We start from the raw sequence: 23,687 nt of genomic DNA, 5'->3' as shown, positions 1-23,687 counted from the left end.
CGGGAGGAGGGGGCCGCCCCGGGAGGAGGGCTGCCCCCGGAGGAGAGGGCACCGCTCATCGGGAGCGCACAGCGGGCGGCGACGCTCCGGAGAGGAGGCCTCCCTCCGGTCGGGGCAGCCGAGCGATCCGCGCTCGCCCACCTCGGAGGGGAGCGAAGACCGCGGTCACCGTGCTCGCGAACGTGACCCTCACCGTCCCCGACGGCCGGATGGTGGCCGTTCAGGGCCCGACCGGCGGCGGCAGGTCGACTCTGCTGCAGCTGCTCGGCGCCCTCGACAGGCCGACGTCCGGCTCGGTCCGGCTCGACGGCAGGGAGCTCTCCTCCGCACCGGACGGCGCCCTCGCCGCCGTGCGCGGGACGGAGGTGGGAATCGTGTTCCAGAACGTCGACCTGATCCCCACCCTCACGGCGCTCGAGAACGTCGAGGCCGCCCTCGCCCTACAGAGGGTCCGCGCCGGCGAGAGGGCGGAGCGGGCCCGGGCGGCCCTCGTGCCCGTCGGTCCCGGCGACCGGGTCGACCACCTCCCCGCCGAGCTCTCGGGCGGCCGGCAGCAGCGCGTCGCGATCGCCCGGGCACTGGTCGAGGCTCCCCGCGTGCTCCTCGCCGACGAGCCGACCGGCGCGCTCGAGGAGGGCACCCGCGACGAGATCATGCTGCTGCTCGAGGAGCTGTGGTGGGAGCGCGAGCTGACCCTGATCCTCGTCACCCACGACTCCGCCGTCGCCCGCCGTGCGCAGCGACACCTGCACCTCGCCGGAGGGCGACTGCGCGAGGCCGCCTGACCGCGCGCCAGGCAGGGCCGCGCAGCCCGCTCAGCCCGCGTGCGCTCCGAGGAACGCGAGCGCCCGCGGCCAGGCGTCGGTCGCCGCCTCGGCCTGGTACGTCTGCTCGTTCGCGTCGTTGAAGAAGGCGTGGCCCGCGCCGGGGTAGACGACGACCTCGACGTCCTTGCCCTCGGTCGCCTCGCGGAGGCGCGGCACCTGCTCGACGAGGGGAGCGTCCTGGTCGCCCAGCAAGGCCAGCACCGGCACCTGCAGAGCGCCGAGCTCCTCAGCGGAGGCGGTGACGTGCCCGTAGAACGGCACGGCCGCCGCCAGCCGCGGCTCTGCGAGCGCGAGCGCCCACGAGAAGGTGCCGCCGTAGCAGAACCCGGTGACGGAGACACTGGTCGCGCCCTCCTGCCGCAGGAGCCGCTCGACGAGGGCGCGGAGGATCGCGACGGTGCGCGTCGCGTGCTCCGGGGTGAAGACGGGGGCGAAGAAGGTGCGCAGCTCGACCTGGCGCGGCAGGCGCCGCACCGGGTGGTCGTAGTCCGCGCGCTGCTCCTCGTCGAGCTGCTCGAGCAGGCCGCTGTCGGCCAGGAGCTCGGGGGCGACGACGCTGTACCCCTCGGCCGCGTAGCGGTCGGCGACCGAGCGGATGTGCCCGTCGACCCCCCAGACCTCGTGGATCAGGATCAGCGCCCGGCCGCCCTCACCGCTGCGGTACACCGGTACGTCGTGCTCGGCCAGGGTCCAGGTCTCATCGCTCGTAGGCATGCTCGCACCCTAGCCCCGGACCCCGGGAGCACGCGTCTCAGAAGTCGTACTCGCAGTTGCGGAGGTTCGCCACGTCCTCGGTGAGCGTCGGCTCCCCGCCGAGCAGGAACGCGTAGTTCTTCGAGCTGGAGGCCATGAAGGCGAGCGTCGAGTCGTGCACGCAGTCGCGCTCGGTCAGCAGCACGGACGAGCCCAGGGCCGCCGCCGTCGTCGCTCCCGAGAGGGCGTCGGCGAAGGAGGATCCCGCGGCGAGGAAGACGCTGTCCTGCAGCAGCGACTGGGGGTAGGCGCTGTTCAGCTCGACGCTCGTCTCGTAGCGGTCGCGTCCGGCGATCCTCGAGACCGAGGGGGCGAGGCCGCGACGCGCGAAGTCCGCCACGTACGCGTCCCGGATGGAGGGGTCGCCGCCGAGGAACTCCACGTGCTCGGGAGCCAGGTCCCGCACTGCGGTCTCGGTCGCGGAGTCGGCGCTCGAGGTCGCTCCGTCGACCAGCAGGACGGGCTGCGCACGCCAGCCGGCGATCGGCGCGGCCGACAGGGCGTCGGGGAAGTTCGTGCCGGTCGCGACGAACATGTTCGAGAAGGGGCCGGTGCCGAAGGCGTCCGCGACGATCCGGCGGGAGGTGTCGTAGCGGTCCGTCCCGCCGATGCGCTCGGTGCCGCCGACGATCGAGCGGATCGCGGAGAGGACCCCGGCGCTCACGCTCAGCTCGCTGCCGACGACCACGACCCGCTCCGGGCGGAGGCGGCCGATCTCGTCGGAGACGACCCGCGGCAGCCGGTCGGGATCGGTGAGCAGGAGCGCGCCTCCGAGGGCGGCGGCGGCCGGGCCGGCGCTCAGCGCATCCGGCCAGTTCGCCCCGCTCGCCACGTAGAGCACCGGGATGCCCGGGGAGAAGTAGCTCGTCGCCTCCACCGAGGTCGCGTAGCGGTCCGATCCGGCGAGGCGGCCGGTGTACTGCTGGTAGTCGCTGCTCAGCGAGAGGTCGATCCCGGCGGCCGATCCGCCGACCGGGACGCGCACGTCGCCCGCGTCGCCGGAGCGCAGGACGTGGTCCCAGTAGCTGTCGTCGATCACGTCGTTCTGGCTCGACGCCCGGACGAGGTAGTCGCCGGGGACGACCTGCTGGAACGAGTACGGGTTGTCGCCGCCCGTGATCAGATCGAGCTCGCCGGTGCGGAAGTAGCCGTCGGTGCCCGGGTCGCGGTACCAGATGTCGACGCGCTGGTCGCCCGCGACGCCGCTCAGGCGGCCCTCGAGTGAGCCCAGCCGTGCGGTGCGCAGCTGCACGCCGGCCGCAGGGGCCTGGAGCGGCTCGGCGCTGCGGGCGACGGCGCTGCCGCCGGACCAGAGGTCGGCGTACAGGTCGGCGTTGTCCTTGATCAGCAGGTAGTAGGTCTGCCCGGCGGTGAGCCCGTCGATGCTGAAGGTGAGGTCGCCGGCGACGGAGCGGTTCCCGAGGAGCCCCGCCTCGCTCGACCAGACCTCGACGTTCAGGAGGGCGCCACGAGGGGTGGTGGTCGCGATCGAGCCGTCGGCCTCCTCGACCACGACTCGGCCGCTGATCGACGCGGCAGCGCTCGCGCGGGCGGCGCTCGGCGCTTGGTCGGTCGCGGCGGGCAGGGGGGACTCGGCGCTGGGCTGCCAGAGCGGCTGCCCCTCGGGGAGCACGATCGAGCGGGGCGCGTCGGAGGCGGCGACGGAGGCGACCGACGGCGCGGCGGCCGGTGCGGCGGAGGCGAGCGGGCTGGAGGTGATCGCCAGGGCGGCGACGAGGACCGCGGAGGCGGCGGACCTCAGAACGAGCGGGGACACGGCGGAGTGCCTGCTTCCAGGAGGAGGTCGCCCTGCGGCCGACCCGGCGGAGGGGATCGCGCTCATGCTAGCGGCGGTCCGCGCCCCGTCGCCCTCCCCGATCAGGGGTCAGGAGACGGGCGGCGCGACGAGGATGTCGTCCCACTCCAGAGCGCGCTCGAACCGGAAGCCGTGCCGCTCGTAGAGGCGCCGGGCGTCGCTGCGCTTCAGCACGTCGAGGCGGAAGGGCAGTCCCGGCCGCGCCTCCTCCGCCATCACGCGACGGAGGACGGCGCCGCCGATCCCCCGGCCCTGCACCTGAGGCGCCAGGTAGAAGTGCTCGATCCAGACCGCGTCCGGCTCGACCCGCGCGGCGATGCTCCCGGCGAAGGCGCCGTCGAGCTCGATCACCCGGGTGAGCTCGGGCCGGTACCCGTCGAGGAAGCGGTGCCGCACGCGGTGCTCGTCGTAGCGGTCGAGCGTCTCGAGCGACGGGCGCATGACGACCGCGCGCAGCTCGGCGATCGCCGCGGCGTCCTCCGCGGTCGCGGGGCGGAGCGACCAGCCGGCGTCGTCGGCCACGGTCAGCGGCCGCGCGGCTTGCGGGTCCGCCGCACGGCCGGCGCGGCCGCCTTGGCGCGTGCCGGCTTCTTCTTGCCGCCGCCGGCCCTCTCCGCCTTCTCGCGCGCCTCCCGCGCCTTCGCCTTGGCGGCCTTCGCGCGCGACTCGACCTTCGGTGTCGCGGCGGTCCCGCGGGTGGTGTTCGCGCTGCGGCCGCGGACGACGCCGATGAAGTCCTCGACGTCGTCGCCCTTGTCGTCCGTCACCCAGGCCAGGCGGACGGAGGAGGGAGCGACGCCGGTCACCGGCACCGCGGTCACGTCCTTGCGGCTGTGCACGCGCGCCACCGACTGCGGCACGATGAGCACGCCCACGCCGGCCGCGACCTGCTCGACCGCGTCGTCGAGGCCGGCCATGCGCGGCAGCGGGCGTCGCGAGCCGTCGGCGAGCTCCTCGGCGACCGCGGCCCATTCCGGCACGTCCTCCGGGTCCTGGAGGAGGTGCTCGCCGGCCAGCTCGGCGATGTCGAGCTCCTCCGCGGCGGCCAGGGCGTGCTCGCGGCCGAGGACGGCGACGGGCTGCTCGTCGTAGAGGTGGATGGAGCTGAGGGCGGAGGAGGAGACGTCGCCGCGGACGAACGAGAGCTGCGCGCGGCCCTCGAGCAGCGCCCGCTCCTGCTCGCGCTCGGCGACGACGGTGATGCGCAGCGGGAGATCGGAGCGGCGCTGGCCCCAGACACGGGTCCACTTGGTGGGGGTGACGCCGGGCACGAGGGCGACGGCGAGCACGGGGCCGGCGGGGACGGCGTCGGCGTCCTCGACGTCGGCGTCGGCATCGTCGGAGTCGTCGGAGTCGTCGGAGTCGGCGTCGGCGTCGAGGCCCTCGAAGAGGCCGTCGGTGTCGTCCGGCTCGGCGCCGACCGCGTCCACTGCGCCCGCCGCGCCCTCCGGACGCCCCTCCGCCTCGGGAGCGGCCTGCGGGTCGACGGTCTCGGGCTGCTCGCTCATCCCCTCAGGGTAGGTGGTCCGCGCCGCGCCGGTAGGGTTGCCGCATGGCCAAGGCGACACAGACGATGAAGGCTGCGACCGCGGCGAAGAAGCTGCAGGTCTACCTGCCCGCGACCCCGGAGGAGTTCCAGGAGTCGGCGATCACGCGGGAGCAGTACGACGAGCTCGCGGCGAACCCGCCCGCCTGGCTCGTGCAGCTGCGCGAGGAGGGGCCGCACCCCCGCTCCGTCATCGCCTCGCGGCTGAACGTCTCCATCTCGGGGCTCGCCCGCGGCGGCGTCACCGAGGCGCTGACCACTCCCGAGATCCAGGCCCTGCTCGACAAGGTCCCCGAGTGGCTGCGCGTCGAGCAGAACCGCTATGCGGAGGTCCGCCGCGAGCAGGCCCGCATCAAGTCCGAGCGCGCCGCCAAGGCCGCGGGCTGACGCTCCCTCTCCTCGTCGGAGGGACGCCGCCAGGGTCCGCGCAGTGCGCTGCGGATCGAGGCGGCGTCCCTCCGAGCAGGGCCGCCGGCTACTGGTTCGAGAACGCCGCGTCGAACGACGCGGTCGGGGTCTTCCAGAGCAGCGAGCGGATGAAGCCGACGGCCTCCTTCGCGCCGTGCAGGCGGTCCATCCCGGCGTCCTCCCACTCGATGGAGATCGGGCCGGAGTAGCCGATCGACTCCAGCGCCCGGAACGCGTCCTCCCACGGGACGTCGCCGTGACCGGTCGAGACGAAGTCCCAGCCGCGGCGGGGGTCGCCCCAGGGCAGGTGCGAGCCGAGCACGCCCGCGCGGCCGTTCTTCGGGCGCAGGCGGGTGTCCTTGCAGTCGACGTGGTAGATCCGGTCCTTGAAGTCGACGATGAAGCCGACCGGGTCGATGTCCTGCCACATCATGTGCGACGGGTCCCAGTTGAAGCCGAAGGCCGGGCGGTGCCCGATCGCCTCGAGGGTGCGCACGCTCGACCAGTAGTCGTAGGCGATCTCTGACGGGTGCACCTCGTGCGCGTAGACCACGCCGTTCGCGTCGAACTCGTCGAGGATCGGGTTCCAGCGGGTCGCGAAGTCCTCGTAGCCCTCGTCGATGACGGAGGCCGGCACCGGCGGGAACTGCGCCACGTAGGGCCAGATCTTCGAGCCGGTGAAGCCGACGACGACGTCCACGCCGAGCTTGCGGGCGACCCGCGCCGAGCGCTTCATGTCCTCGGCGGCGCGCTGCCGCACTCCCTCCGCGTCGCCGTCGCCCCAGGTGTAGTCGCGCACGAGGGCCTTGTGGCGGAAGTCGATCGGGTCGTCGCAGACGGCCTGGCCGGTGAGGTGGTTCGAGATCGCGAAGACCTCGAGGCCGTAGCGGTCGAGGACCTCCAGGCGCGAGGCGGCGTAGGCGTCGTCCTCGTCCGCGCGCTTGAGGTCGAGGTGGTCGCCCGAGGCCGCGATCTCGAGTCCGTCGTAGCCCCACTCGGCGGCGAGGCGGGCGACCTCCTCGAAGGGCAGGTCGGCCCACTGCCCGGTGAACAGCGTCACGGGACGGGTGGCGGGGTAGGTCTTCTCGTCGCTCATGCGGCGATCTCCGTCCGGTCGTCGGCGGCGGGCACGGTCACCCAGGCGCCTGTCTCGGCCGCGTCGAGCACGGCCTCGGTGATGCGCGCCGCGCGGAGGCCGTCGTCGAAGGTCGGCAGACCCTCGACGTCGGCGCCCGCCACGGCGGCGTAGGTGTCGCGGGCGAACGCCGTGAAGGCGTCCTGGTAGCCCATCGGATGGCCGCTCGGCACGATCGAGAGCCGGGCGGCGTCGGGCGCGAGGATCGCGGCGTCGCGCGGCACCAGCAGGGCGCTGTCGCGCCGTCCCACCCACAGCGTCTCGGGGAGCTCCTGCTCGAAGCGCAGCGACTCCTCCAGCCCGGAGACCTCGAGCACCAGCTCGTTGCGGTGGCCCGCGGTGACCTGCGAGACGAGGAGCGTGCCGACGGCGCCGCCCTCGAGCCGGACGATCAGGCCGGCCACGTCCTCGGTGCGCACCGGGCGGCCTCCGCGCTCGGCGTGGACCGTGCTCGTGATCGCGGCGAGCGAGTCGATCCGGTCGCCGGTGACGAACTCCAGCAGGTCGACCAGGTGCGAGCCGATGTCGCCGAAGGCCCGCGAGCGGCCGCCGGCGGCCGGGTCGACGCGCCAGTTGTCGTCGGAGGCGCCCAGCAGCCAGTCCTGGAGGTAGCTCCCGCGGACCGTGACCAGGCGGCCGGTCTCGCCGGAGGCGACACGGGCGCGGGCCTCGCGCACCATCGGGTGGAAGCGGTAGGCGAACGGGACGGTCGCCACCACGCCGGCGGAGGACGCGGCCGCGGCGAGCGACTCCGCCTCCCGCAGCGTCGCGGCGAGCGGCTTCTCGCAGACCACGTGCTTGCCCGCCTCGATCGCCGCGAGCGCGAGTGCGGCGTGCGTGGCGTTCGGTGTGCAGACGTGCACGAGGTCGATGCTCTCGTCCTCGATCAGGGCCCGAGCGTCCGGGTAGGCGCGTTCGACGCCGAGCTCGGCCGCCGCCCGCTCGCCCTTCTCGCGGGTGGAGGAGGCGACGCCGGCGAGCACCGCTCCGGCGCTCCGGGCCGCGCGGCTGTGCACGGCCGCCATGAAGCCGCCGCCGAGCACGCCGACGCGCAGGGGTGCGGGCATCAGGAGAGGGTCGCTTCGGTCGGGTCCCAGCTCTCGGGAAGTGCGGGGCGGGGCGTCACGGAGCTCGTGACGAGGACCTTCTCGCCGGTCTCGGCGGCCTCGAGGAGCGAGAGCATCACATCGGTGACGTGGTACGCCAGGTCGCCGGAGGCGGCCTCGGGGCGGTCGGCCCGGATCGCACGGGCGAGCTCGAGCACGCCGGTGCCGCGGGAGGCGGTCGAGCCGGTCGCCGCGAGGACCTCCGGCTCGGCGGACCCGCGGCGGTGCAGGGTGATCTCGCCGTCGTGCTGGTTCGGGTCGGGAAGGACGAGGGTGCCCTCGGAGCCGTTGATCTCGACGAAGCCGGTGCGCGGCAGGCTCGACTCGAAGCTCCACACGCCCTGGGCCGAGGCCCCGGACTCGAAGCGGAGCAGCCCGCCGATGTGCGTCGGGATGGTCACCGGGAACTCGGTGCCCTCCTTCGGGCCGGAGCCGACCACGCGGGTGGCGCGGGCCTGGGACGAGACGGCGGTGACGCTCTCGACGGGGCCGAGGTTCTGCACGAGCGTGGTGATGTAGTACGGGCCCATGTCCAGCAGCGGCCCACCGCCCTCGGCGAAGAAGAACTCCGGGTTCGGGTGCCACGACTCGGGGCCGGGGCCCTGGAAGAGGGTGAGGGCGGAGAGCGGCGTGCCGATGGCTCCGCTCTCGATCACGCGCTGCGCCGTCTGGAGGCCCGCGCCCAGGAAGGTGTCGGGAGCGGTCGCCACACGCAGCCCCTTCTCCTTCGCCAGCGCGAGCAGCTCGATCCCGCTGTCGCGGTCGAGCGAGAAGGGCTTCTCGGTCCACACGTGCTTGCCCGCCTCGACCGCGCGGCGCGCGACCTCGACGTGGGCGGCCGGGATCGTGAGGTTCACGACGATCTCGATGCCCTCGTGCGCGAGGAGCTCCTCGACGGTGCCGGAGGCGGGGACGCCGAACGCCTCGGCCTGGGTCCTCGCCCGCTCGAGGTCGATGTCGGCGACGAAGAGCACCTCGAGGTCGGGGAAGACGGTGAGGTTGGTCAGGTACTGGGTGCTGATGTTGCCGGCGCCGATGACGCCGACGCCCACGCGGCCGGTGCCGCTCATGCGCCGAGCCCCGAGACGTAGCGGTGGGCCGACTCCAGGCCCTCGAAGATGTCGCCGGCGTAGGCGTCGAACTCCAGCACGGGCAGGGCCTGCGGAGCGGCGGCGAGGATCGCCGGGACGTCCATCGCGCCCTCGCCCGCGGGCAGCTGCTCCTGGGTGTCGGCCGAGACGGGTCCGTCCTTCACGTGCAGGAAGCGCACCTGGCCGCCGAGGCGTCCGAGCACCTCGACCGGGTCGTCGCCGCCGACGGCCGCCCAGTAGGTGTCGAGCTCGAGGACCATGCGCGGGTCGAGCAGGCCCGCGAGGTGCTCGAAGGCGCTGCGGCCGTCGACGCGGTTCTCGAACTCGAACGCGTGGTTGTGGTAGCCGAGCACCAGGCCGCGGGCGGCTGCGGAGTCGACCAGCGCGTTCAGCTCGTCGGCGATGCGGGCGACGTCGTCCGCGGTGGTCCAGCGGGTCGGATCGACGAAGGGGTCGATCACGGTCTCGACGCCGAGCGAGGCGGCCGTGTCGAGGATCTCGTCCACGGTGGCGTCGCCCTGCGGGCCGAGGAGGCGCGCGTGGGCGCTGGGAGCGCGCAGTCCGCTGGCGGGCAGTGCCGCGCGGTAGGCGTCGGCCAGGTCGACGAACCCGAAGAGCTCGACCGTGGTGAAGCCGATCGCCGCGAGGCGGTCGAGGGTGGCGGGCAGATCGGCCGCGAGCGGCTCGCGCACCGAGTAGAGCTGGACAGAGAGGTCTGAGGGTGTGGCCACCGGTGGGGCTCCTGATCGCATCGGAAGGTGTGCCTCGAACCCTACGCGGACTTTTGCTCACGGACAAGCAAAACTAGCCCTGCACGCCCGCCAAGTCGGGCGCCCACCGCGCAGAAGCGCGGGCGCTGTGGTTGACTCTGGCCATGTCCCCGCGCCGCCGCATCACCGTCAGCGCGGTCGGCGAGCTGCTGCTCCTGCTGGCCGACGGGGCGCCCCGGACGCGGGCAGACGTGGTCGCCGAGACGGGCCTGCCGCGCGCGGCCGTCTCCGCCCAGCTCGACGTCCTGACCGCCTCCGGCCTGGTCGCCCGGCAGGACGACGCCCCCTCCTCCGGCGGCCGCCCCGCCGCCCGCGTGGCCTTCGACCCCCGCGCGCGCAGCCTCCTCGCCGTCGACCTGGGCGCGGCGCACGCCGTCGTGGCCCTGACCGACCTCGACGGCACGGTCCTCGCCCGCCGCCGCGAGAGCATCGCCATCGCCGACGGCCCTCTCGCCGTCCTCGGCCACGCCCTCGACGTCGCCGCGGCCCTGCTCGGCCGGACTCCGGTTGCCGGCCCGCTCGCGGGAGTCGGCGTCGGCGTCCCCGGCCCGGTCGAGCACGCGACGGGCCGCCCGGTGAAGCCGCCGATCATGCCCGGCTGGGACCGCTTCGACATCCCGGAGTTCGTCGGCCGCCGCCTCCCCGTGCCCGTCCTGGTCGACAACGACGTGAACCTGCTCGCGCTCGGCGAGCACGCCGACCACTACGCCGACGTCGACGACCTCCTCTACGTGAAGGTGTCCACCGGCATCGGAGCCGGGATCGTCAGCGGCGGCGCCCTGCAGCGCGGAGCCCTCGGCGCCGCGGGCGACCTCGGCCACGTGCAGGTCCCCGGCGACCGCGGCGAGGCCGACCTCGAGGCGATCGCGAGCGGCTCGGCCATCGCCCGCCGTCTGACCGAGTCCGGGATCGACGCCGCCAGCACCTCCGACGTCGTCACCCTGCTGACCGGCGGGGACCCCACCACCGTCGAGCTCACGCGCGCCGCGGGCCGCGACATCGGCGAGGTGCTCGCCACCTGCGTGAACCTCCTGAACCCCTCCGTCATCGTCGTCGGCGGCAGCATCGCCCAGGCCAGCCACGAGGTCCTCGCCGGGGTCCGCGAGGTCGTCTACCGCCGCTCCCTCCCCCTGGCGACCCGCGCGCTCGACATCGTGCAGGCCGCGGCCCAGGGCGGAGGCGTCCGCGGTGCCGCCCTGATGGTCCGGCGCCACCTCCTCTCCCCCGCGCACGTCGACGCCTTCCTCGACGCCTGAGCCGCTGTCGCTAGCAGTCCCGCCGCGGCGGGACGCCGCGCGTCGGCGTGCCGATTCGACCGGGCGCCGCAGGGGGCAGAGAATGAATCGGTGCCCGACCTGCAGCTCTCCTTCCCCTGGGAGACGCAGCCCGTCTTCACGGACGCCGAGCCCCCGCACCTCCGGAGGGTCGTCGCCGACTCCTCGGACCGCGTCGCCTGGCTCCGCGCCCGCTCGCGAGGCATCACCGCGACCGACGTCGCCCGCCTCTCCTCCCCCGCTGCGATCGGCAGGGCTGCGCTCGACAAGCTCTACGGCACCGGCTTCGGCGGCAACGCCTTCACCGACCACGGCCGCGCCCGCGAACCCGAGATCGCCGCCTGGGTGCGGAGCGAGCACGCGATCGAGCCCAGCAGCACCCTCTTCCACGCGAGCCAGGAGCGGCGCCACCTCGCCACTCCCGACGGCATCGGCCTCCGCGAGGACGGCCGGCTCGAGCTGTGCGAGATCAAGACCACGACGAAGCCGTGGCGGAGCATCCCGCGCCACTACCTGCGGCAGGTCTTCTGGCAGCAGTACGTCCTCGGCGCGGAGCGCACGCTCGTCGTCTGGGAGCAGCACCGCGACTTCGTGCCCATCGAGGGCGAGCCGAACTCCCGCTGGGTGGACCGCGACGAGGACGAGATCCACATCCTCGTGCGGCTGGCGGGGATGCTGATGGCCGAGCTGCACGAGCGGACGCGCGCCCGGTGACGGTCCTCCTCCTGCACGGCCTGGGCGGCGACCGCTCCCAGCCGCTGGGGCTGCTGCGCTCCGCCCTGCCCGCCGGCAGCGAGGTCATCGCTCCGGACGTCCGCGCCCACGGCGCCTCCGAGCTGCTCGGCGCGCCCGGCGACTTCGCGCTCGAGGCGCTGGCCGACGAGGTGACGGAGGAGGTCGTGCGGGCCGGAGCCGCGCACAAGCCGCTCACGGTGCTCGGCATCTCGATGGGCGCCGCGATCGCCCTGCGCCTCGCCGTCCGACGCGTGCTGCCGATCGACCGCGCCGTCTTCGTGCGTCCCGCCTTCACCGCCGAGCCGCTTCCCGAGAACCTCACCGTGTTCCCCGTCATCGCGCAGCTCCTGCACGACCACGGCGCGAAGCGCGGCGAGAGGATGTTCCGCGCCTCGGGCCTGTTCGCGCGCGCCGCCGAGGTGTCCCCCGCGTCGGCGGAGGCGCTGACGCTGCAGTTCCGTTCCCCGCGGGCGGCCGAGCGTGCCGTCCGGCTCGCCCAGATCCCGCGGAACGCCGCCTACCGCGACTCCGCAGAGCTGGGCGAGGTCATCGCGCGCACCCTGGTGATCGCGGCGGAGCGCGACCCCGTGCATCCGGTCGAGGTCGCGGAGGCGTGGGCTAGGGCTCTTCCGGATGCGGACTGCGAGCGGGTGCCGTCGCGGGACGAGGGCTTCGCCGCTCAGCAGGACCGGATCCGCGGGCACGTCCGCGACTGGCTCGCTCGGCGCTGAGGTCCTCGAGCGCGAGCACCAGGCCGACGAACGCGAGCCAGAGCACCGCGATCGCCGTCGCCACGAACTCGAGCGTCCCGCCGAGCCGCAGCCACACGCGCAGCAGCGACAGGATCCCGCCGGTCCCGGCGACGACCGCCACCGAGATCCCGGCGGCGAGCGAGAGGCGCGCGACCGCCGGGCGCCCCCGCACCGTCGCCAGCTGGAGCATCGCGGCGCAGGCGGCGCCGAAGCCGAGCACGGCGGCCGAGGTGTGGATCAGGTCCTGCCACTGGAAGGCCGGCCCGACCGGCAGCGGGCAGCCCGCCGTGCAGGTCACCTGCGAGGCGAGCGCGAAGCAGGCGGCCGCCAGGAGGATCGCCGCGGCCGGGCGGAGGGCGGGCAGCAGGCGGGCGCGCACCGCCCAGGCGCCCGCGGCGATCAGCGCGCCGCCGGCCGCCACGAGCAGCAGCGCGACCTCGAAGGCGCCCGCCGTCGGCAGGTCCGGCGCGCCCATCTCGCTGACGTAGACCCAGCGGCTGGTGCCGATGCTGATCCGCGCGGCCAGGAGGACCACGAGCCCGGCCAGGACCAGGAGGGCACCGCCGACCAGCAGGGAACGTCGGCGTCGCATCCCCTCATCGTGCCAGACCGGGCGCCCGCGACTCCGCGCGCCAATCTTCTCCCGAGGGTGACACCCCCGTAACAGCGCCGACTCATTGCCTCGGTTGACTGGACGCGGCGTCGGATGCGGGATCGGGGGCGACGTCCTCGGCACGCTCCACCCGCACGCCTCAGCGACAGGAAAGGCGACGATGCACACCAGCGCGCTCGGGCACGGCCTCGCGATCGGCGAGATCCCGGAGGAGGTCGTCCTCCCCGACACGATGACGGCGGCGGTGATCGATGCGCCGGGCGACGCCTCCGCCCTGCACCTGGCGACCGTGCCGACCCCCTCCGCCATCAACGCCGAGTTCACCGTGAAGGTGGTCGCGGCCGGCGTGAATCCGCTCGATGCGAAGACGCGCGCGGGCCAGGGGGTCGCCTCGCAGATCGCCTCCTACCCGGCCGTCCTCGGCCACGACTTCTCGGGCGTCGTCGTCTCGAGCCCCTACCCGGCGCATCCGCTGCGGCCGGGCGACGAGGTGTACGGCTTCGTCATGGTGCCGCGCTACTCGGGCTCCTACGCGGAGTACGTCAGCGTGCCGAGCGTCTCGATCGCGCGGAAGCCGTCGACGCTCTCGCACGTGGAGGCGGCCGGCGTCCCGCTCGCGGCGCTCACCGCCTGGGGCATGGTCGTGGAGCTCGCCAAGGCGCACGAGGGTCAGCGGATCCTGATCCACGCCGGCTCGGGCGGAGTCGGCCACTTCGCCGTGCAGTTCGCCGCCTACTTCGGCGCCTCGGTGATCGCGACCGGCTCGACCCGCAACCTGCAGTGGCTGCGCGAGCTCGGCGCCGCGCAGGTGATCGACCACACGGCGGAGCGCTTCGACGAGCTGCTGTCCGGCGTCGACGTGGTCATCGATCTGGTCGGCAACGTCCACGACGACACGGGCTCGCGCTCGCTGAGTGTCCTCCGGCCCGGGGGCCTGATCGTGAACGCGCCCACCGGGAGCTGGCCCGGGTTCTTCGAGGAGGCGGCCGCTGCGGGCGTGCGCGCCTCCACCTACCGCGTCGCACCCGACGGGGCGACCCTCGGCGTGGTCTCGCGCCTGCTCGAGTCGGGCGACGTCCGCGTCTTCATCGACGGCATCTTCCCCCTCGCCCGCGCCTGCGAGGCTCACGAGCAGCTCGAGACGGGCCACACCCGCGGCAAGATCGTCCTCACCGTCTCCGAGGGCTGAGCTCCTCCCCCTCCTCCGCGTCCTCCGCGAGATGCCACTTCAGCACGCTGAGCGCGGCGTGTCGCGTACCGAAGTGGCATCTCGCCGGGAGGGGGTCAGGCGAGCGGGCGCTCGAGGACGAAGTCGTCCTCCCAGCGGGCGCCGACGAGGAAGCGCTTGCGGCCGACGACGGCGAAACCGTGCTTGGCGTAGAAGCGCTGAGCGCGCACGTTCTCCTCGTTGACGCCGAGCCAGGCGCCGGCGGCTCCGTGCGCACGCGCTTCGTCGAGGGTCGCACCCATCAGCGCGGAGGCCGCTCCGGAGCCGTGCCTGCCGGGGAGGAGGTAGAACTTGCTGAGCTCGACGGTGGGACGCACCCGGATCGCCGCGACGACGTCCGCATCGGCGGGCTCCCCGCGCACGAGCATCGCGTACGCGGTCAGAACCCCGCAGTCGTCGTCGACCAGGAGCGAGCGGAGCGGGTCGACGAGGTGGTCGCGGAAGCGCTCGACCGAGAGGACCGTGCGCACGAACTCGGCCTTGGCCTCCTCCGTCGTGTGCGGCGGGCAGGCCAGCGGGAAGGTCGCGGCGGCCAGCTCGGCCAGGGCGGTCGCATCGGCGGGAGACGCCCGGCGGACGGTCACGCGAGGCGCGGCGGAGAGAGGCGGATCACCGGACCAGTATGCCGGGACGACGAAGGAGGGGGCCCGCCGAAGCGGACCCCCTCCTCACGTCGGTGCGTGTCGGGCTCAGGCCAGGACGTTGACGTCCAGCGGGATGCCGGGGCCGAAGGTCGTCGAGACGGCGGCCTTCTGGATGTAGCGGCCCTTCGAGGAGGACGGCTTGAGGCGGAGGATCTCGTCGAGCGCGGTCTTGAAGTTCTCCTGGAGCTGCTCCTCGGTGAACGCGGCCTTGCCCACGACGAGGTGCACGTTGGCGTGCTTGTCGACGCGGAACTCGATCTTTCCGCCCTTGATCTCGGTCACGGCCTTCGCCACGTCCGGGGTCACGGTGCCGGTCTTCGGGTTGGGCATGAGGCCGCGGGGGCCGAGCACCTTTCCGAGACGGCCGACCTGGCCCATGAGCTCCGGGGTCGAGACGGCGGAGTCGAACGAGGTGTACCCGCCCGCGACCTTCTCGATGAGCTCGGCGCCGCCGACCTCGTCGGCACCGGCGGCCAGCGCGGCCTCGGCGGCCGGACCGGTCGCGAACACGATGACGCGGGCGGTCTTGCCCGTGCCGTGGGGCAGGATGACCGTGCCGCGGACCATCTGGTCGGCCTTGCGGGGGTCGACACCGAGCTTGAGGGCGACCTCGACGGTGCTGTTGAACTTGGCGGAACCGGTCTCGCGGGCGAGCGCGACGGCCTCGTCGGCCGTGTAGAACTTGCCCTCTTCGAGCTTGGCCGCGGCGGCCCGGTAGGCCTTCGACTTCTGTGCCATGTTGTTTCTCCTTGAAACGAGAATGTGGTTCTAGAGCCTGGCGGGCTCTCCCACGGGGGTGATGGAGTTCTGATGGTGCCGCGATCGCGGCCGTGAGTGCTGCTCTCGGGAGCCGGAGCGTGCGCGGAGGTTGTCGAGGTGCAGCGCGCGACACCGATGCGGGATCGCGGTCGCGTTCTCGAGGCTTCCGCGGCGAGTTCGCGCTGGTGAGCGCGGGACTGCCGCCGTCGAGCAGCGCTTCGCGCTACTCGACCGTGATGCCCATCGAGCGGGCGGTGCCGGCGATGATCTTCGCGGCGGCGTCGATGTCGTTGGCGTTCAGGTCGACCTGCTTCGCCTCGGCGATCTCGCGGACCTGCGCCTGCGTGAGCTTCGCGACCTTCACGGTGTGCGGGGTCGAGGAGCCCTTGGCGACGCCGGCGGCCTTCTTGATGAGCTCCGCCGCGGGCGGGGTCTTCAGCACGAAGGTGAACGAGCGGTCCTCGTAGACGGTGATCTCGACGGGGATGACGTTGCCGCGCTGCGACTCGGTCTGCGCGTTGTACGCCTTGCAGAACTCCATGATGTTGACGCCGTGCTGACCGAGCGCCGGACCGATCGGGGGCGCGGGGTTGGCCGCGCCGGCCTTGATCTGGAGCTTGATCAGGCCGGTGACCTTCTTCTTGGGGGCCATTCTGATTCCTTTTCTCAGGGTTCGAGCGGTCGGGGGCTCCCGGCCGCTCTCCCGCGCATCCGACGGTGCCGGATCGCGGTGGAGGAGGGTCGTCCGGCGCGCACAGAGGCGGGCGCCGACACGAAAACCCGTACGAGCTTACACGAGCGGGGCCACCCCCGACAGGGCGCGGGCACCGTCCGCCTGCGGCGCCCTCCGCGGGCAACTGTCCGATCCGCAGGGGTGCGCGCGATCTGCAGGAGTGCGTGCGATCTGCAGGTAAGTGGGCGATCTGCAGGGGGCTGGCTGTGCCGTGTGCAGGGGATCTCGACCACGGCTGACCGTTCAGGCGGAGGAAAGCGCTCCCACGCGCGGAACGCCTGCAGATCGCACCGGTCGCGCGGAACACCTGCGGATCGCACACACCACAGGTCGCGCGGGCGGCTCCGGGCACGACGCCGCAGACGACGAACGCCCCCTCCGCCGCAGCGGAGAGGGCGTCGACGCGGGTCCGACGGACTAGAGCTTGGTGACCTGGTCGAACGACAGCTCGACCGGGGTCTCGCGCTCGAAGAGCGAGACGAGCACGGTGAGCTTGCCGCTCTCGGGCTTGATCTCGCTGATCGAGCCGGGAAGACCCGCGAACGAGCCCTCCTTGATGGTGATGGTCTCGCCGATCTCGAAGTCGACCTCGGCGGGCAGCACGCGCTGGGCCTGCTTCTGGCCCTTGGCGCCGGCGGTCTTGGAGGGGGCGACGTCCTTGATCTCGACGAGGCTCTTCAGCATCGTGAAGGCCTCCTCGAAGCGCAGCGGGGTCGGGTTGTGGGCGTTGCCCACGAAGCCGGTGACGCCAGGGGTGTGGCGGACGACCGACCACGAGTCCTCGTTGAGGTCCATCCGCACCAGCACGTAGCCGGGGATGCGCACGCGGGTGACCATCTTGCGCTGGCCGTTCTTGATCTCGACCACGTCCTCCATCGGGACCTGGACCTCGAAGATGTAGTCCTCGGCCTCGAGCGAGACCTTGCGGTTCTCGATGTTCGACTTCACGCGCTTCTCGAAGCCGGCGTAGGAGTGGATGACGTACCACTTGCCCGGCTTGCCGCGCAGCTCGGTGCGGAAGGCCTCGTACGGGTCGATGTCGGCGAGGTCCTCACCGGCGGACTCGGCGTCCTCGGCGGCGACCTCGGCCTCGTCCTCGACGGCCTCGAGGGCCGCTTCGGCCTCCTCGACGGTGTCGATGTGCGCGGCCTCGTCGACCGCGGAGTCGGCCTCGGGGTCGTCGACGGAGCCGATGGCGTCCAGCGCGGCCTCGAGGTCGGAGGCGAGGTCGTCCTCGGACTCGTTCTCGTCGATGATGCTCAGCGCACCCTGCTCGGCGGGCTCGACGGCGTCCTCGGCCTGCGACTGGACGTCGCCCTCCTGCTCCTCCTCGACCTCCGACGACTGCTCGGCAGCCGTCGCCCAGTCGACGTCGTCGCGGTTTCTGTCAGACACTCGTCACAACTCTCTCTCGATCGATCGGTCGCGCCCCTCGGGGCGCGTCCCGCTGTCGCCGGCACCCTCCGCTCGCGCGGCCCGGATGCTCTCGGGTCAGGCGGCGGGTGTGCCGAACACGTAGGTCACGGCCAGGGCGAACACCCAGTCGAGGAAGGACACCAGCGCCATCATGATGACGACGAAGATCAGCACGACCACGACGTAGTTGCCCAGCTCCTTGCGGGTGGGCGTCACGACCTTCTTCAGCTCGGCGATGACCTGCCGGATGAAGAGGGCGATGCGCGCGAACGGGTTGCGCCGCGCGGCTCGCTGCTGATTGGCGATCGCGACGACGTCCTCGCTCGGCTCGTCGACTGCTTTCCCGGCCACCTGCACGCACCTTTCCCGCACCGGAACCTCCGGTGTGGCCGACCGCCCGTCATGGGCGGCCCTGGACCGATGACCGCAGCGTCGCGGGGACCGCGTGCGACGGGCATCGATGTGCAGGGCGGACAGGGCTCGAACCTGCAACCTGCGGTTTTGGAGACCGCTGCTCTACCAATTGAGCCACCGCCCTATGGATGCCGTTGCGGGCATCCGAGGAGGAGACCGACCCGCCGCCCCACCGCCGCGACCCTCGCGGGCGCTGTGGATGAGGGCAGAGATCGACTACCTCGGACGAGTGTACGTGGACCCGCAGGGCGTGTCCAGCCGAGCGGCGGGGGGCCTCGGAGCCCCGTGCGCGCGCAGGATACGCTGGCCGTCGTGTCCTCCACCACGCGCATCTCCGCCCGCATCGCCGCCATCGCCGAGTCCGCCACTCTGAAGGTCGACGCCAAGGCGAAGGCCCTCCAGGCCCAGGGCCGACCGGTCGTGTCCTACGCCGCCGGCGAGCCCGACTTCCTCACTCCCGAGCACATCGTCGAGGCCGCCTCGGCCGCCGTGCTCGACCCGAGGAACTACCGCTACACCCCCGCCGCGGGCCTCCCCGACCTCCGCGCGGCCATCGCGGAGAAGACGGCGCGCGACTCCGGATGGGCCGTCGACCCGTCGCAGGTCGTGGTCACCAACGGCGGCAAGCAGGCCGTCTACCAGGCGTTCCAGACCCTTCTGGACGACGGCGACGAGGTGCTGGTGCCGACCCCCTACTGGACCACCTACCCCGAGGCGATCAAGCTGGCCGGCGGCGTGCAGGTGGACGTGTTCGCGGGAGCCGACCAGGGGTACCTGGTCACGGTCGAGCAGCTGGAGGCCGCGCGCACCGAGCGCACGAAGGTGCTCCTGTTCGTCTCCCCCTCCAACCCCACCGGCGCCGTCTACTCGGCCGAGCAGACCCGCGAGATCGGCGAGTGGGCCGAGGAGCACGGCCTCTGGATCATCGCCGACGAGATCTACCAGAACCTCGTCTACTCCACCGGCGACCAGGACGACGCGAGCCCGCTCGAGCGCGCGACCTCCATCGTCGAGGCGGTGCCCGCCCTGCGCGACCGGACGATCCTCGTCAACGGCGTCGCGAAGACCTACGCGATGACCGGCTGGCGCGTGGGATGGATGGTGGGCCCGGCCGACGCGATCAAGGGGGCCTCCAACCTCCAGTCGCACCTCTCGAGCAACGTCTCGAACATCTCGCAGCGCGCCGCGATCGCCGCCCTCACGGGACCGCAGGAGCCGGCCGAGGAGATGCGCCTGGCCTTCGACCGCCGCCGCCGCACCATCGTCGCCGAGCTGAACGCGATCGACGGGATCGAGTGCCCCACCCCGGGCGGCGCGTTCTACGTCTACCCCGACGTCAACGGACTGCTGAACCGCGAGTGGAACGGCACCACCCCGACGACCTCCCTCGAGCTCGCCGACCTCATCCTCGAGCAGGCCGAGGTCGCCACCGTCCCCGGCGAGGCCTTCGGACCGAGCGGCTACCTCCGCCTCTCCTACGCCCTCGGCGACGACGCGCTCCTCGAGGGCGTGCGCCGCTTGCAGAAGCTCTTCGGCACCGATTAGACCCTCTCCTCCTGCGTCGTCGATCGGCCGCGGTCGGCTCGACGACGCAGGAGCGTCGCAGAGAGCGGGATGCGTACCGCGGACGACGATCCGCTGACATGCGGATCGCCGGTCACCGCTCGCACGGTGATCGCGGGGACTGCCCCCGGCCTGTCCGACAGGTGAAGGGTGCCTGCCATCTCGGGGCGGGCAGGGCAAGAGGGAGGCGGAAATCAGGGATGACTGTCGCCGGAGGGGTGCGACAGGGCACGCTGTGACGATGAGCGAAGACCACGCCGTCCGAGTCCGCGACCTGCGGAAGGACTACGGGGGCGCTCCGGCGGTCGCGGGAGTCTCCTTCGACATCCACCGGGGCGAGACCTTCGCGCTCCTCGGCCCGAACGGCGCCGGCAAGTCGACGACGATCGAGATCCTCGAGGGCTACCGTGACCGCTCCGGCGGCGAGGTCTCGGTCCTCGGGGTCGACCCGCGCCACGGCGACCTGGCGTGGAAGGCGCGACTGGGCATCGTCCTGCAGTCCAGCGGCGAGTCCGGCAACGCGACGGTCCGTGAGCAGATCGCGCACTTCGCCGGCCTCTACCCGCGACCGCGCGACGTCGACGAGACCATCGAGGCCGTCGGACTGACGTCCAAAGCCCGCTCGCGCATCGGCCGCCTCTCGGGAGGCCAGCGCCGACGCGTCGACGTCGCCCTCGGCATCATCGGCCGCCCCGAGCTGGTGTTCCTCGACGAGCCCACCACGGGCTTCGACCCCGAGGCCCGCCACTCCTTCTGGGACCTGATCGCCCTGCTCAAGAGCGAGGGCACGACCATCCTGCTCACCACGCACTACCTCGACGAGGCCGCCCGCCTCGGCGACCGCGCCGCCGTGATCTCCGGTGGGCGGCTCCTGGCCCTCGGCCCGATGAGCGCGATCGGAGGGGACGAGGCGCGCGTCCCCATCGTGCAGTGGCGCGAGGACGGCGTGCTGCACCGGCTGCGCACCACCGAGCCCGCCCGGACCGTCGCCGAGCTCCACTCCCGGATCGGGGAACCGACAGCCCTCGAGGTCGTCCGCCCCAGCCTCGAGGACATCTACCTCGACCTCATCCGCGAGGACCGCGACGCGGTCGACCTGATCGGAGAGCCCGCGTGACCGCCGCCGCCACCCGCCCCCGCACCCTCTCCACCGGTCCGGGACGCACCGTCCGCCTCGGACTCGCCCGGGCCCGCTACGAGATCCGCTCGTACTTCCGCGCTCCGGACCAGGTGTTCTTCACCTTCCTCTTCCCGGTGCTGCTCCTGACGATCTTCTCGGTCGCGTTCGGCGACACCGCGGTGATGCAGGCGAACCCCCAGGACCCGGGCATCCCGATGGCGGAGTACTACGTGCCGGGCCTGGCCGCGGCCGGGATCCTGCTCTCGGGCGTCCAGAACCTGGGCGTCGACATCGCGGTCGAGCGCGGCGACGGCACGCTCAAGCGCCTCGCGGGAGCACCGCTGCCGGTCTTCAGCTACTTCATCGGCAAGTTCGGCCAGGTGCTCGTGACGAGCCTCGCGCAGACGGCCCTGCTGCTCCTCGTCGCGGCGACGGTGTTCTCGGTCGCGCTGCCCACCGACAGCGGGCGCTGGGCGACCTTCGCCTGGGTCTACCTGGCCGGAGTCGCGACGTCGGCCATCCTCGGCATCGCCGTCTCCGCCCTGCCCCGCTCGGGCAAGAGCGCGACCGCGGTGATCGTGCCGCCGCTGCTCGTGCTGCAGTTCATCTCCGGGTCGTACCTGTCGTTCACGACGCTGCCGGACTGGCTGCAGAACACGGCCAGCGTCTTCCCGCTCAAGTGGATCGCGCAGGGCATGCGCGCCGTGTTCCTGCCGAGCGGGTTCGAGGAGGCGGAGGTGAACGGGTCGTGGGACCTCGGAGGCGTCGCGCTGGTGCTCGGGATCTGGCTCGTCGTGGGACTCGTCGCCTGCCGCTTCGGCTTCCGCTGGATCCGCCGCGACAGCTGAGGCGGAGGAGGCCGCGGCCGAGGAGCGCGCGTCCTCAGGGGCACGGGGCCCGCTCTCGCAGACCCCGCGGGCTCAGACCGCGGTGCCGACCACCACGGGCTCGGGGTGCAGCAGCACGCCGAACTCCGCCAGGACGCGCCCCTGAACGTACCGGGCGAGCTCGGCGACCTGCTCGGCCGTCGCTCCTCCGCGATTGGTCAGGGCGAGGGTGTGCTTGCTCGACACGGCGGCCCGCGAGCCGGGCAGGGCGAACCCGCGCGAGACGCCGGCGTGCTCGATCAGCCACGCGGCACTGAGCTTCACCAGACCGTCGGCGCGGGGAGGCACGGGAAGCCCGACGGGCGCTCCGGCCTCGACCGCGGCGAGCGGAGTGATGACGGGCGCCTCCGCCGTCGGCTCGACCGGCCAGCGCGGCGCCTCGGGCGGCAGGGAGTCGGCGAACGCACTCGTGACGAGCGGGTTGGTGAAGAAGGAGCCGGCGCTCGCGGTGTCGGGGTCCTCCGGATCGAGGACCATGCCCTTGCCCGCGCGGAGCGCCAGGACGGTCTCGCGCACCCGCGCGAGCGGCACGCGGTCGCCGAGAGCGACTCCGAGCGCCGACGCCAGCTGGCCGTAGGCGACGGGAGTGCCGTCGCCCTCGGCGCCGACCTCCTCGAGCGCGAACTCGACGGCCAGCACCGCGCCGCGGCGGCCCTGCTTGATCACGGAGGTGCGGTAGGCGAACTGCAGCTCCTCCGCCGTCAGCCGGACGGGCTCGCGGGCGCCCTCGTCGAGGAAGTCCACCGCGACCAGCGTGTCCGAGAGCTCCTGGCCGTAGGCGCCGATGTTCTGCACCGGAGACGCTCCGACGGTGCCGGGGATGCCGCTGAGGGCCTCGAGGCCCGCCCAGCCGCGCTTCACGGTCGTCTCGACGAGGCCGTCCCAGGACTCGCCCGCCTGCACCCGCAGGAGCACGCGCCCCGGCTCGTCGGCGGGGAGCCGCTCGACGCCGGTGGTGCGCACGCGCACGACCGTGCCCTCGACCCCGTCGTCGCCCACGAGGAGGTTGGAGCCGCCGCCGAGCAGCAGCCACGGCTCGTCGTCCGACCACAGGCCGACGAGCGTCTCGACCAGCTCCGCCTCGGTGGCGGGCTCGACGAGGCGCTCGGCGGGTCCGCCGACGCGGAGGGTGGTCAGGGCGGAGAGCCGCGGCGCGGAGGTCACGCGAGTCGGACCCGGGCCTGGGCCTTGCCGAGGACGGACTGGCCCTCGACCGAGACGGCGAGGTCGACACGGACCCAGCCCTCCTCGGCGTTCACGGCGCCGACCTTGGCGACCACGTCGATCGCGGCGCCGTCGCGCGGGTCCACGACGACGGGGCGGGTGAAGCGCACCTGGTAGTCGACCACGCGTCCGGGGTCGCCGACCCAGTCGACGACGACCTGCACCGCCGTGCCCATCGTGAGCATGCCGTGCGCGAGCACGCCGGGCAGGCCCACCTCGGCGGCGACGTCGTCGCGGTAGTGGATGGGGTTGAAGTCGCCCGAGGCGCCCGCGTAGCGCACCAGGGTGCCGCGGTCGATCGGGAAGCTGCTCTCGGCGATGACCTGGCCGACGCTCAGCTCGTCGAGGGCGGGCAGTGCAGTGCTCATTCGTCTCCCCTGACCACGAGGGTCGAGATCGCGGTGACGACGTGCTCGCCGCTCGCGTCGACCATGCGGGACTCGGTGGTGACCATCGAGTGGGCGCCGAGCTTCTTGATGGCGGCGACCGAGAGTGTCGCGGTCAGCTCGTCGCCGGCGACGACCGGACGGGACAGCACGAAGCGCTGGTCGCCGTGCACGACGCGGCTGAAGTCGATCCCGCCGTCGGGCTCGGCGAGCAGCTGCTGGAGCGTGAACTCCTGCACGACGACGGCGAAGGTGGGCGGAGCGACGAGGTCGGGGTGCCCGGCGGCGCGGGCGGCATGGACGTCGTGGTGCAGGGGGGAGGTCGCGGAGACGGCGCGGGCGAACTCGCGCACCTTCTCGCGCCCCACCTGATAGGGCTCCGTGGGCGCGAAGACGCGCCCGACGAGTTCGGGGTTCACTGGCACCCGGCCATACTAGGCGCTGCCGCCAGCGGGCCCTCGGGGCTCCGGAGGCCCCGCCGGCGGCC

General features: G+C 73.1%; 26 protein-coding genes and 1 tRNA gene. 9 read left to right on the top strand and 18 right to left on the bottom strand.

Annotated elements, in window-relative coordinates; all coding sequences use genetic code 11:
* The first annotated feature begins 182 nt into the window (after positions 1 to 182).
* Positions 183 to 785, top strand: a complete 603-nt coding sequence (locus C5D08_RS12965; protein ID WP_308471634.1) for an ABC transporter ATP-binding protein — start codon at positions 183 to 185, stop codon at positions 783 to 785.
* A 30-nt stretch (positions 786 to 815) separates the two neighbouring features.
* Here the strand turns inward: C5D08_RS12965 and C5D08_RS12960 are convergent, their stop codons facing one another.
* The 4 genes from C5D08_RS12960 to C5D08_RS12945 form a co-directional block, all read right to left on the bottom strand.
* Positions 816 to 1,541: a dienelactone hydrolase family protein gene (locus tag C5D08_RS12960; protein ID WP_104277379.1), complete on the bottom strand. Its 726-nt coding sequence runs from the start codon at positions 1,539 to 1,541 to the stop codon at positions 816 to 818.
* A 37-nt stretch (positions 1,542 to 1,578) separates the two neighbouring features.
* Entirely contained in the window at positions 1,579 to 3,357 is a 1,779-nt protein-coding gene (locus tag C5D08_RS12955; protein WP_104277378.1) for a cell wall-binding repeat-containing protein, read from the bottom strand.
* 108 nt (positions 3,358 to 3,465) lie between these two features.
* Entirely contained in the window at positions 3,466 to 3,918 is a 453-nt protein-coding gene (locus C5D08_RS12950; protein WP_258065112.1) for a GNAT family N-acetyltransferase, read from the bottom strand.
* Positions 3,919 to 3,920: 2 nt separating this feature from the next.
* Positions 3,921 to 4,904 carry a LysR substrate-binding domain-containing protein gene (locus C5D08_RS12945; RefSeq protein WP_104277377.1) on the bottom strand — a complete coding sequence of 328 codons (984 nt, stop codon included), beginning with the start codon at positions 4,902 to 4,904 and terminating at the stop codon, positions 3,921 to 3,923.
* 44 nt (positions 4,905 to 4,948) lie between these two features.
* Between C5D08_RS12945 and C5D08_RS12940 the strand changes: the two genes are divergently transcribed.
* Entirely contained in the window at positions 4,949 to 5,329 is a 381-nt protein-coding gene (locus tag C5D08_RS12940) for a DUF5997 family protein (protein WP_104277376.1), read from the top strand.
* An 88-nt stretch (positions 5,330 to 5,417) separates the two neighbouring features.
* Here the strand turns inward: C5D08_RS12940 and C5D08_RS12935 are convergent, their stop codons facing one another.
* The 4 genes from C5D08_RS12935 to C5D08_RS12920 are packed head-to-tail and all read right to left on the bottom strand — an operon-like array spanning position 5,418 to position 9,413.
* Positions 5,418 to 6,446, bottom strand: a complete 1,029-nt coding sequence (locus C5D08_RS12935) for a sugar phosphate isomerase/epimerase (protein WP_181110035.1) — start codon at positions 6,444 to 6,446, stop codon at positions 5,418 to 5,420.
* The gene (locus C5D08_RS12930) at positions 6,443 to 7,552 is read right to left on the bottom strand and encodes a Gfo/Idh/MocA family protein (RefSeq protein WP_104277375.1); all 1,110 of its coding nucleotides are present in this window, start codon (positions 7,550 to 7,552) and stop codon (positions 6,443 to 6,445) included. Before C5D08_RS12930 ends, C5D08_RS12935 begins: the two co-directional genes overlap by 4 nt.
* A complete protein-coding gene (locus C5D08_RS12925; RefSeq protein WP_104277374.1) occupies positions 7,552 to 8,661 on the bottom strand; it encodes a Gfo/Idh/MocA family protein in 1,110 nt (369 codons plus the stop codon). The genes C5D08_RS12930 and C5D08_RS12925 overlap by 1 nt, the downstream gene beginning before the upstream one ends.
* Positions 8,658 to 9,413, bottom strand: a complete 756-nt coding sequence (locus C5D08_RS12920) for a sugar phosphate isomerase/epimerase (RefSeq protein ID WP_258067401.1) — start codon at positions 9,411 to 9,413, stop codon at positions 8,658 to 8,660. Before C5D08_RS12920 ends, C5D08_RS12925 begins: the two co-directional genes overlap by 4 nt.
* A gap of 143 nt (positions 9,414 to 9,556) precedes the next feature.
* On the opposite strand from C5D08_RS12920, the gene C5D08_RS12915 reads away from it, so the two are divergent.
* The 3 genes from C5D08_RS12915 (at position 9,557) to C5D08_RS12905 (ending at position 12,192) form a co-directional block, all read left to right on the top strand.
* On the top strand, positions 9,557 to 10,708 hold the full coding sequence (locus C5D08_RS12915) for an ROK family transcriptional regulator (RefSeq protein WP_104277372.1): 1,152 nt from the start codon (positions 9,557 to 9,559) through the stop codon (positions 10,706 to 10,708).
* Between the two features lie 99 nt (positions 10,709 to 10,807).
* A complete protein-coding gene (locus tag C5D08_RS12910) occupies positions 10,808 to 11,440 on the top strand; it encodes a YqaJ viral recombinase family protein (protein ID WP_104238303.1) in 633 nt (210 codons plus the stop codon).
* Entirely contained in the window at positions 11,437 to 12,192 is a 756-nt protein-coding gene (locus C5D08_RS12905) for an alpha/beta fold hydrolase (RefSeq protein WP_181110033.1), read from the top strand. The genes C5D08_RS12910 and C5D08_RS12905 overlap by 4 nt, the downstream gene beginning before the upstream one ends.
* Here C5D08_RS12905 and C5D08_RS12900 read toward each other — a convergent pair.
* Positions 12,080 to 12,805 carry a DUF998 domain-containing protein gene (locus C5D08_RS12900; protein WP_104277370.1) on the bottom strand — a complete coding sequence of 242 codons (726 nt, stop codon included), beginning with the start codon at positions 12,803 to 12,805 and terminating at the stop codon, positions 12,080 to 12,082. The genes C5D08_RS12905 and C5D08_RS12900 overlap by 113 nt on opposite strands.
* A 181-nt stretch (positions 12,806 to 12,986) precedes the next feature.
* On the opposite strand from C5D08_RS12900, the gene C5D08_RS12895 reads away from it, so the two are divergent.
* A complete protein-coding gene (locus C5D08_RS12895; protein ID WP_374953941.1) occupies positions 12,987 to 14,015 on the top strand; it encodes an NADP-dependent oxidoreductase in 1,029 nt (342 codons plus the stop codon).
* Positions 14,016 to 14,110: 95 nt separating this feature from the next.
* Here the strand turns inward: C5D08_RS12895 and C5D08_RS12890 are convergent, their stop codons facing one another.
* The 6 genes from C5D08_RS12890 to C5D08_RS12865 all read right to left on the bottom strand — a co-directional run bounded on the left by C5D08_RS12890 (position 14,111) and on the right by C5D08_RS12865 (position 18,144).
* On the bottom strand, positions 14,111 to 14,638 hold the full coding sequence (locus C5D08_RS12890; RefSeq protein WP_104277369.1) for an N-acetyltransferase: 528 nt from the start codon (positions 14,636 to 14,638) through the stop codon (positions 14,111 to 14,113).
* Between the two features lie 105 nt (positions 14,639 to 14,743).
* Positions 14,744 to 15,436: a 50S ribosomal protein L1 gene (gene rplA, locus C5D08_RS12885; RefSeq protein WP_104223633.1), complete on the bottom strand. Its 693-nt coding sequence runs from the start codon at positions 15,434 to 15,436 to the stop codon at positions 14,744 to 14,746.
* Between the two features lie 244 nt (positions 15,437 to 15,680).
* A complete protein-coding gene (gene rplK / locus C5D08_RS12880; RefSeq protein WP_104223632.1) occupies positions 15,681 to 16,109 on the bottom strand; it encodes a 50S ribosomal protein L11 in 429 nt (142 codons plus the stop codon).
* Positions 16,110 to 16,607: 498 nt separating this feature from the next.
* Positions 16,608 to 17,585, bottom strand: a complete 978-nt coding sequence (gene nusG / locus C5D08_RS12875) for a transcription termination/antitermination protein NusG (RefSeq protein ID WP_104277368.1) — start codon at positions 17,583 to 17,585, stop codon at positions 16,608 to 16,610.
* Between the two features lie 96 nt (positions 17,586 to 17,681).
* A complete protein-coding gene (secE, locus tag C5D08_RS12870; protein ID WP_068208793.1) occupies positions 17,682 to 17,957 on the bottom strand; it encodes a preprotein translocase subunit SecE in 276 nt (91 codons plus the stop codon).
* Positions 17,958 to 18,071: 114 nt separating this feature from the next.
* Positions 18,072 to 18,144: transfer RNA gene (locus tag C5D08_RS12865), tRNA-Trp, on the bottom strand.
* Between the two features lie 179 nt (positions 18,145 to 18,323).
* Here C5D08_RS12865 and C5D08_RS12860 point away from each other — a divergent pair.
* From C5D08_RS12860 to C5D08_RS12850, 3 genes are all read left to right on the top strand, one after another.
* Positions 18,324 to 19,565, top strand: coding sequence for a pyridoxal phosphate-dependent aminotransferase (locus C5D08_RS12860; protein ID WP_374953942.1), 1,242 nt, complete (start codon positions 18,324 to 18,326; stop codon positions 19,563 to 19,565).
* Positions 19,566 to 19,824: 259 nt separating this feature from the next.
* Positions 19,825 to 20,700, top strand: a complete 876-nt coding sequence (locus C5D08_RS12855; protein ID WP_104277386.1) for an ABC transporter ATP-binding protein — start codon at positions 19,825 to 19,827, stop codon at positions 20,698 to 20,700.
* Complete coding sequence (locus C5D08_RS12850) at positions 20,697 to 21,551, top strand: ABC transporter permease (protein WP_104277367.1); 855 nt, start codon at positions 20,697 to 20,699, stop codon at positions 21,549 to 21,551. Before C5D08_RS12855 ends, C5D08_RS12850 begins: the two co-directional genes overlap by 4 nt.
* A 72-nt stretch (positions 21,552 to 21,623) precedes the next feature.
* Here the strand turns inward: C5D08_RS12850 and C5D08_RS12845 are convergent, their stop codons facing one another.
* From C5D08_RS12845 to C5D08_RS12835, 3 genes are read right to left on the bottom strand one after another with little or no spacing between them, the layout of a single operon-like run.
* On the bottom strand, positions 21,624 to 22,754 hold the full coding sequence (locus C5D08_RS12845) for a UDP-N-acetylmuramate dehydrogenase (protein ID WP_104277366.1): 1,131 nt from the start codon (positions 22,752 to 22,754) through the stop codon (positions 21,624 to 21,626).
* Positions 22,751 to 23,182, bottom strand: a complete 432-nt coding sequence (locus tag C5D08_RS12840; protein WP_104277365.1) for a MaoC family dehydratase — start codon at positions 23,180 to 23,182, stop codon at positions 22,751 to 22,753. The genes C5D08_RS12845 and C5D08_RS12840 overlap by 4 nt, the downstream gene beginning before the upstream one ends.
* Positions 23,179 to 23,625 carry a MaoC family dehydratase N-terminal domain-containing protein gene (locus tag C5D08_RS12835; protein ID WP_104277364.1) on the bottom strand — a complete coding sequence of 149 codons (447 nt, stop codon included), beginning with the start codon at positions 23,623 to 23,625 and terminating at the stop codon, positions 23,179 to 23,181. Before C5D08_RS12835 ends, C5D08_RS12840 begins: the two co-directional genes overlap by 4 nt.
* Positions 23,626 to 23,687: the final 62 nt, after the last annotated feature.

This window comes from Rathayibacter sp. AY1B6, assembly GCF_002932755.1.
Classification (GTDB): Bacteria; Actinomycetota; Actinomycetes; order Actinomycetales; family Microbacteriaceae; genus Rathayibacter.
Note: the sequence above shows the minus strand (reverse complement) of the source record. Positions and strands in the feature narration are given on the sequence as shown.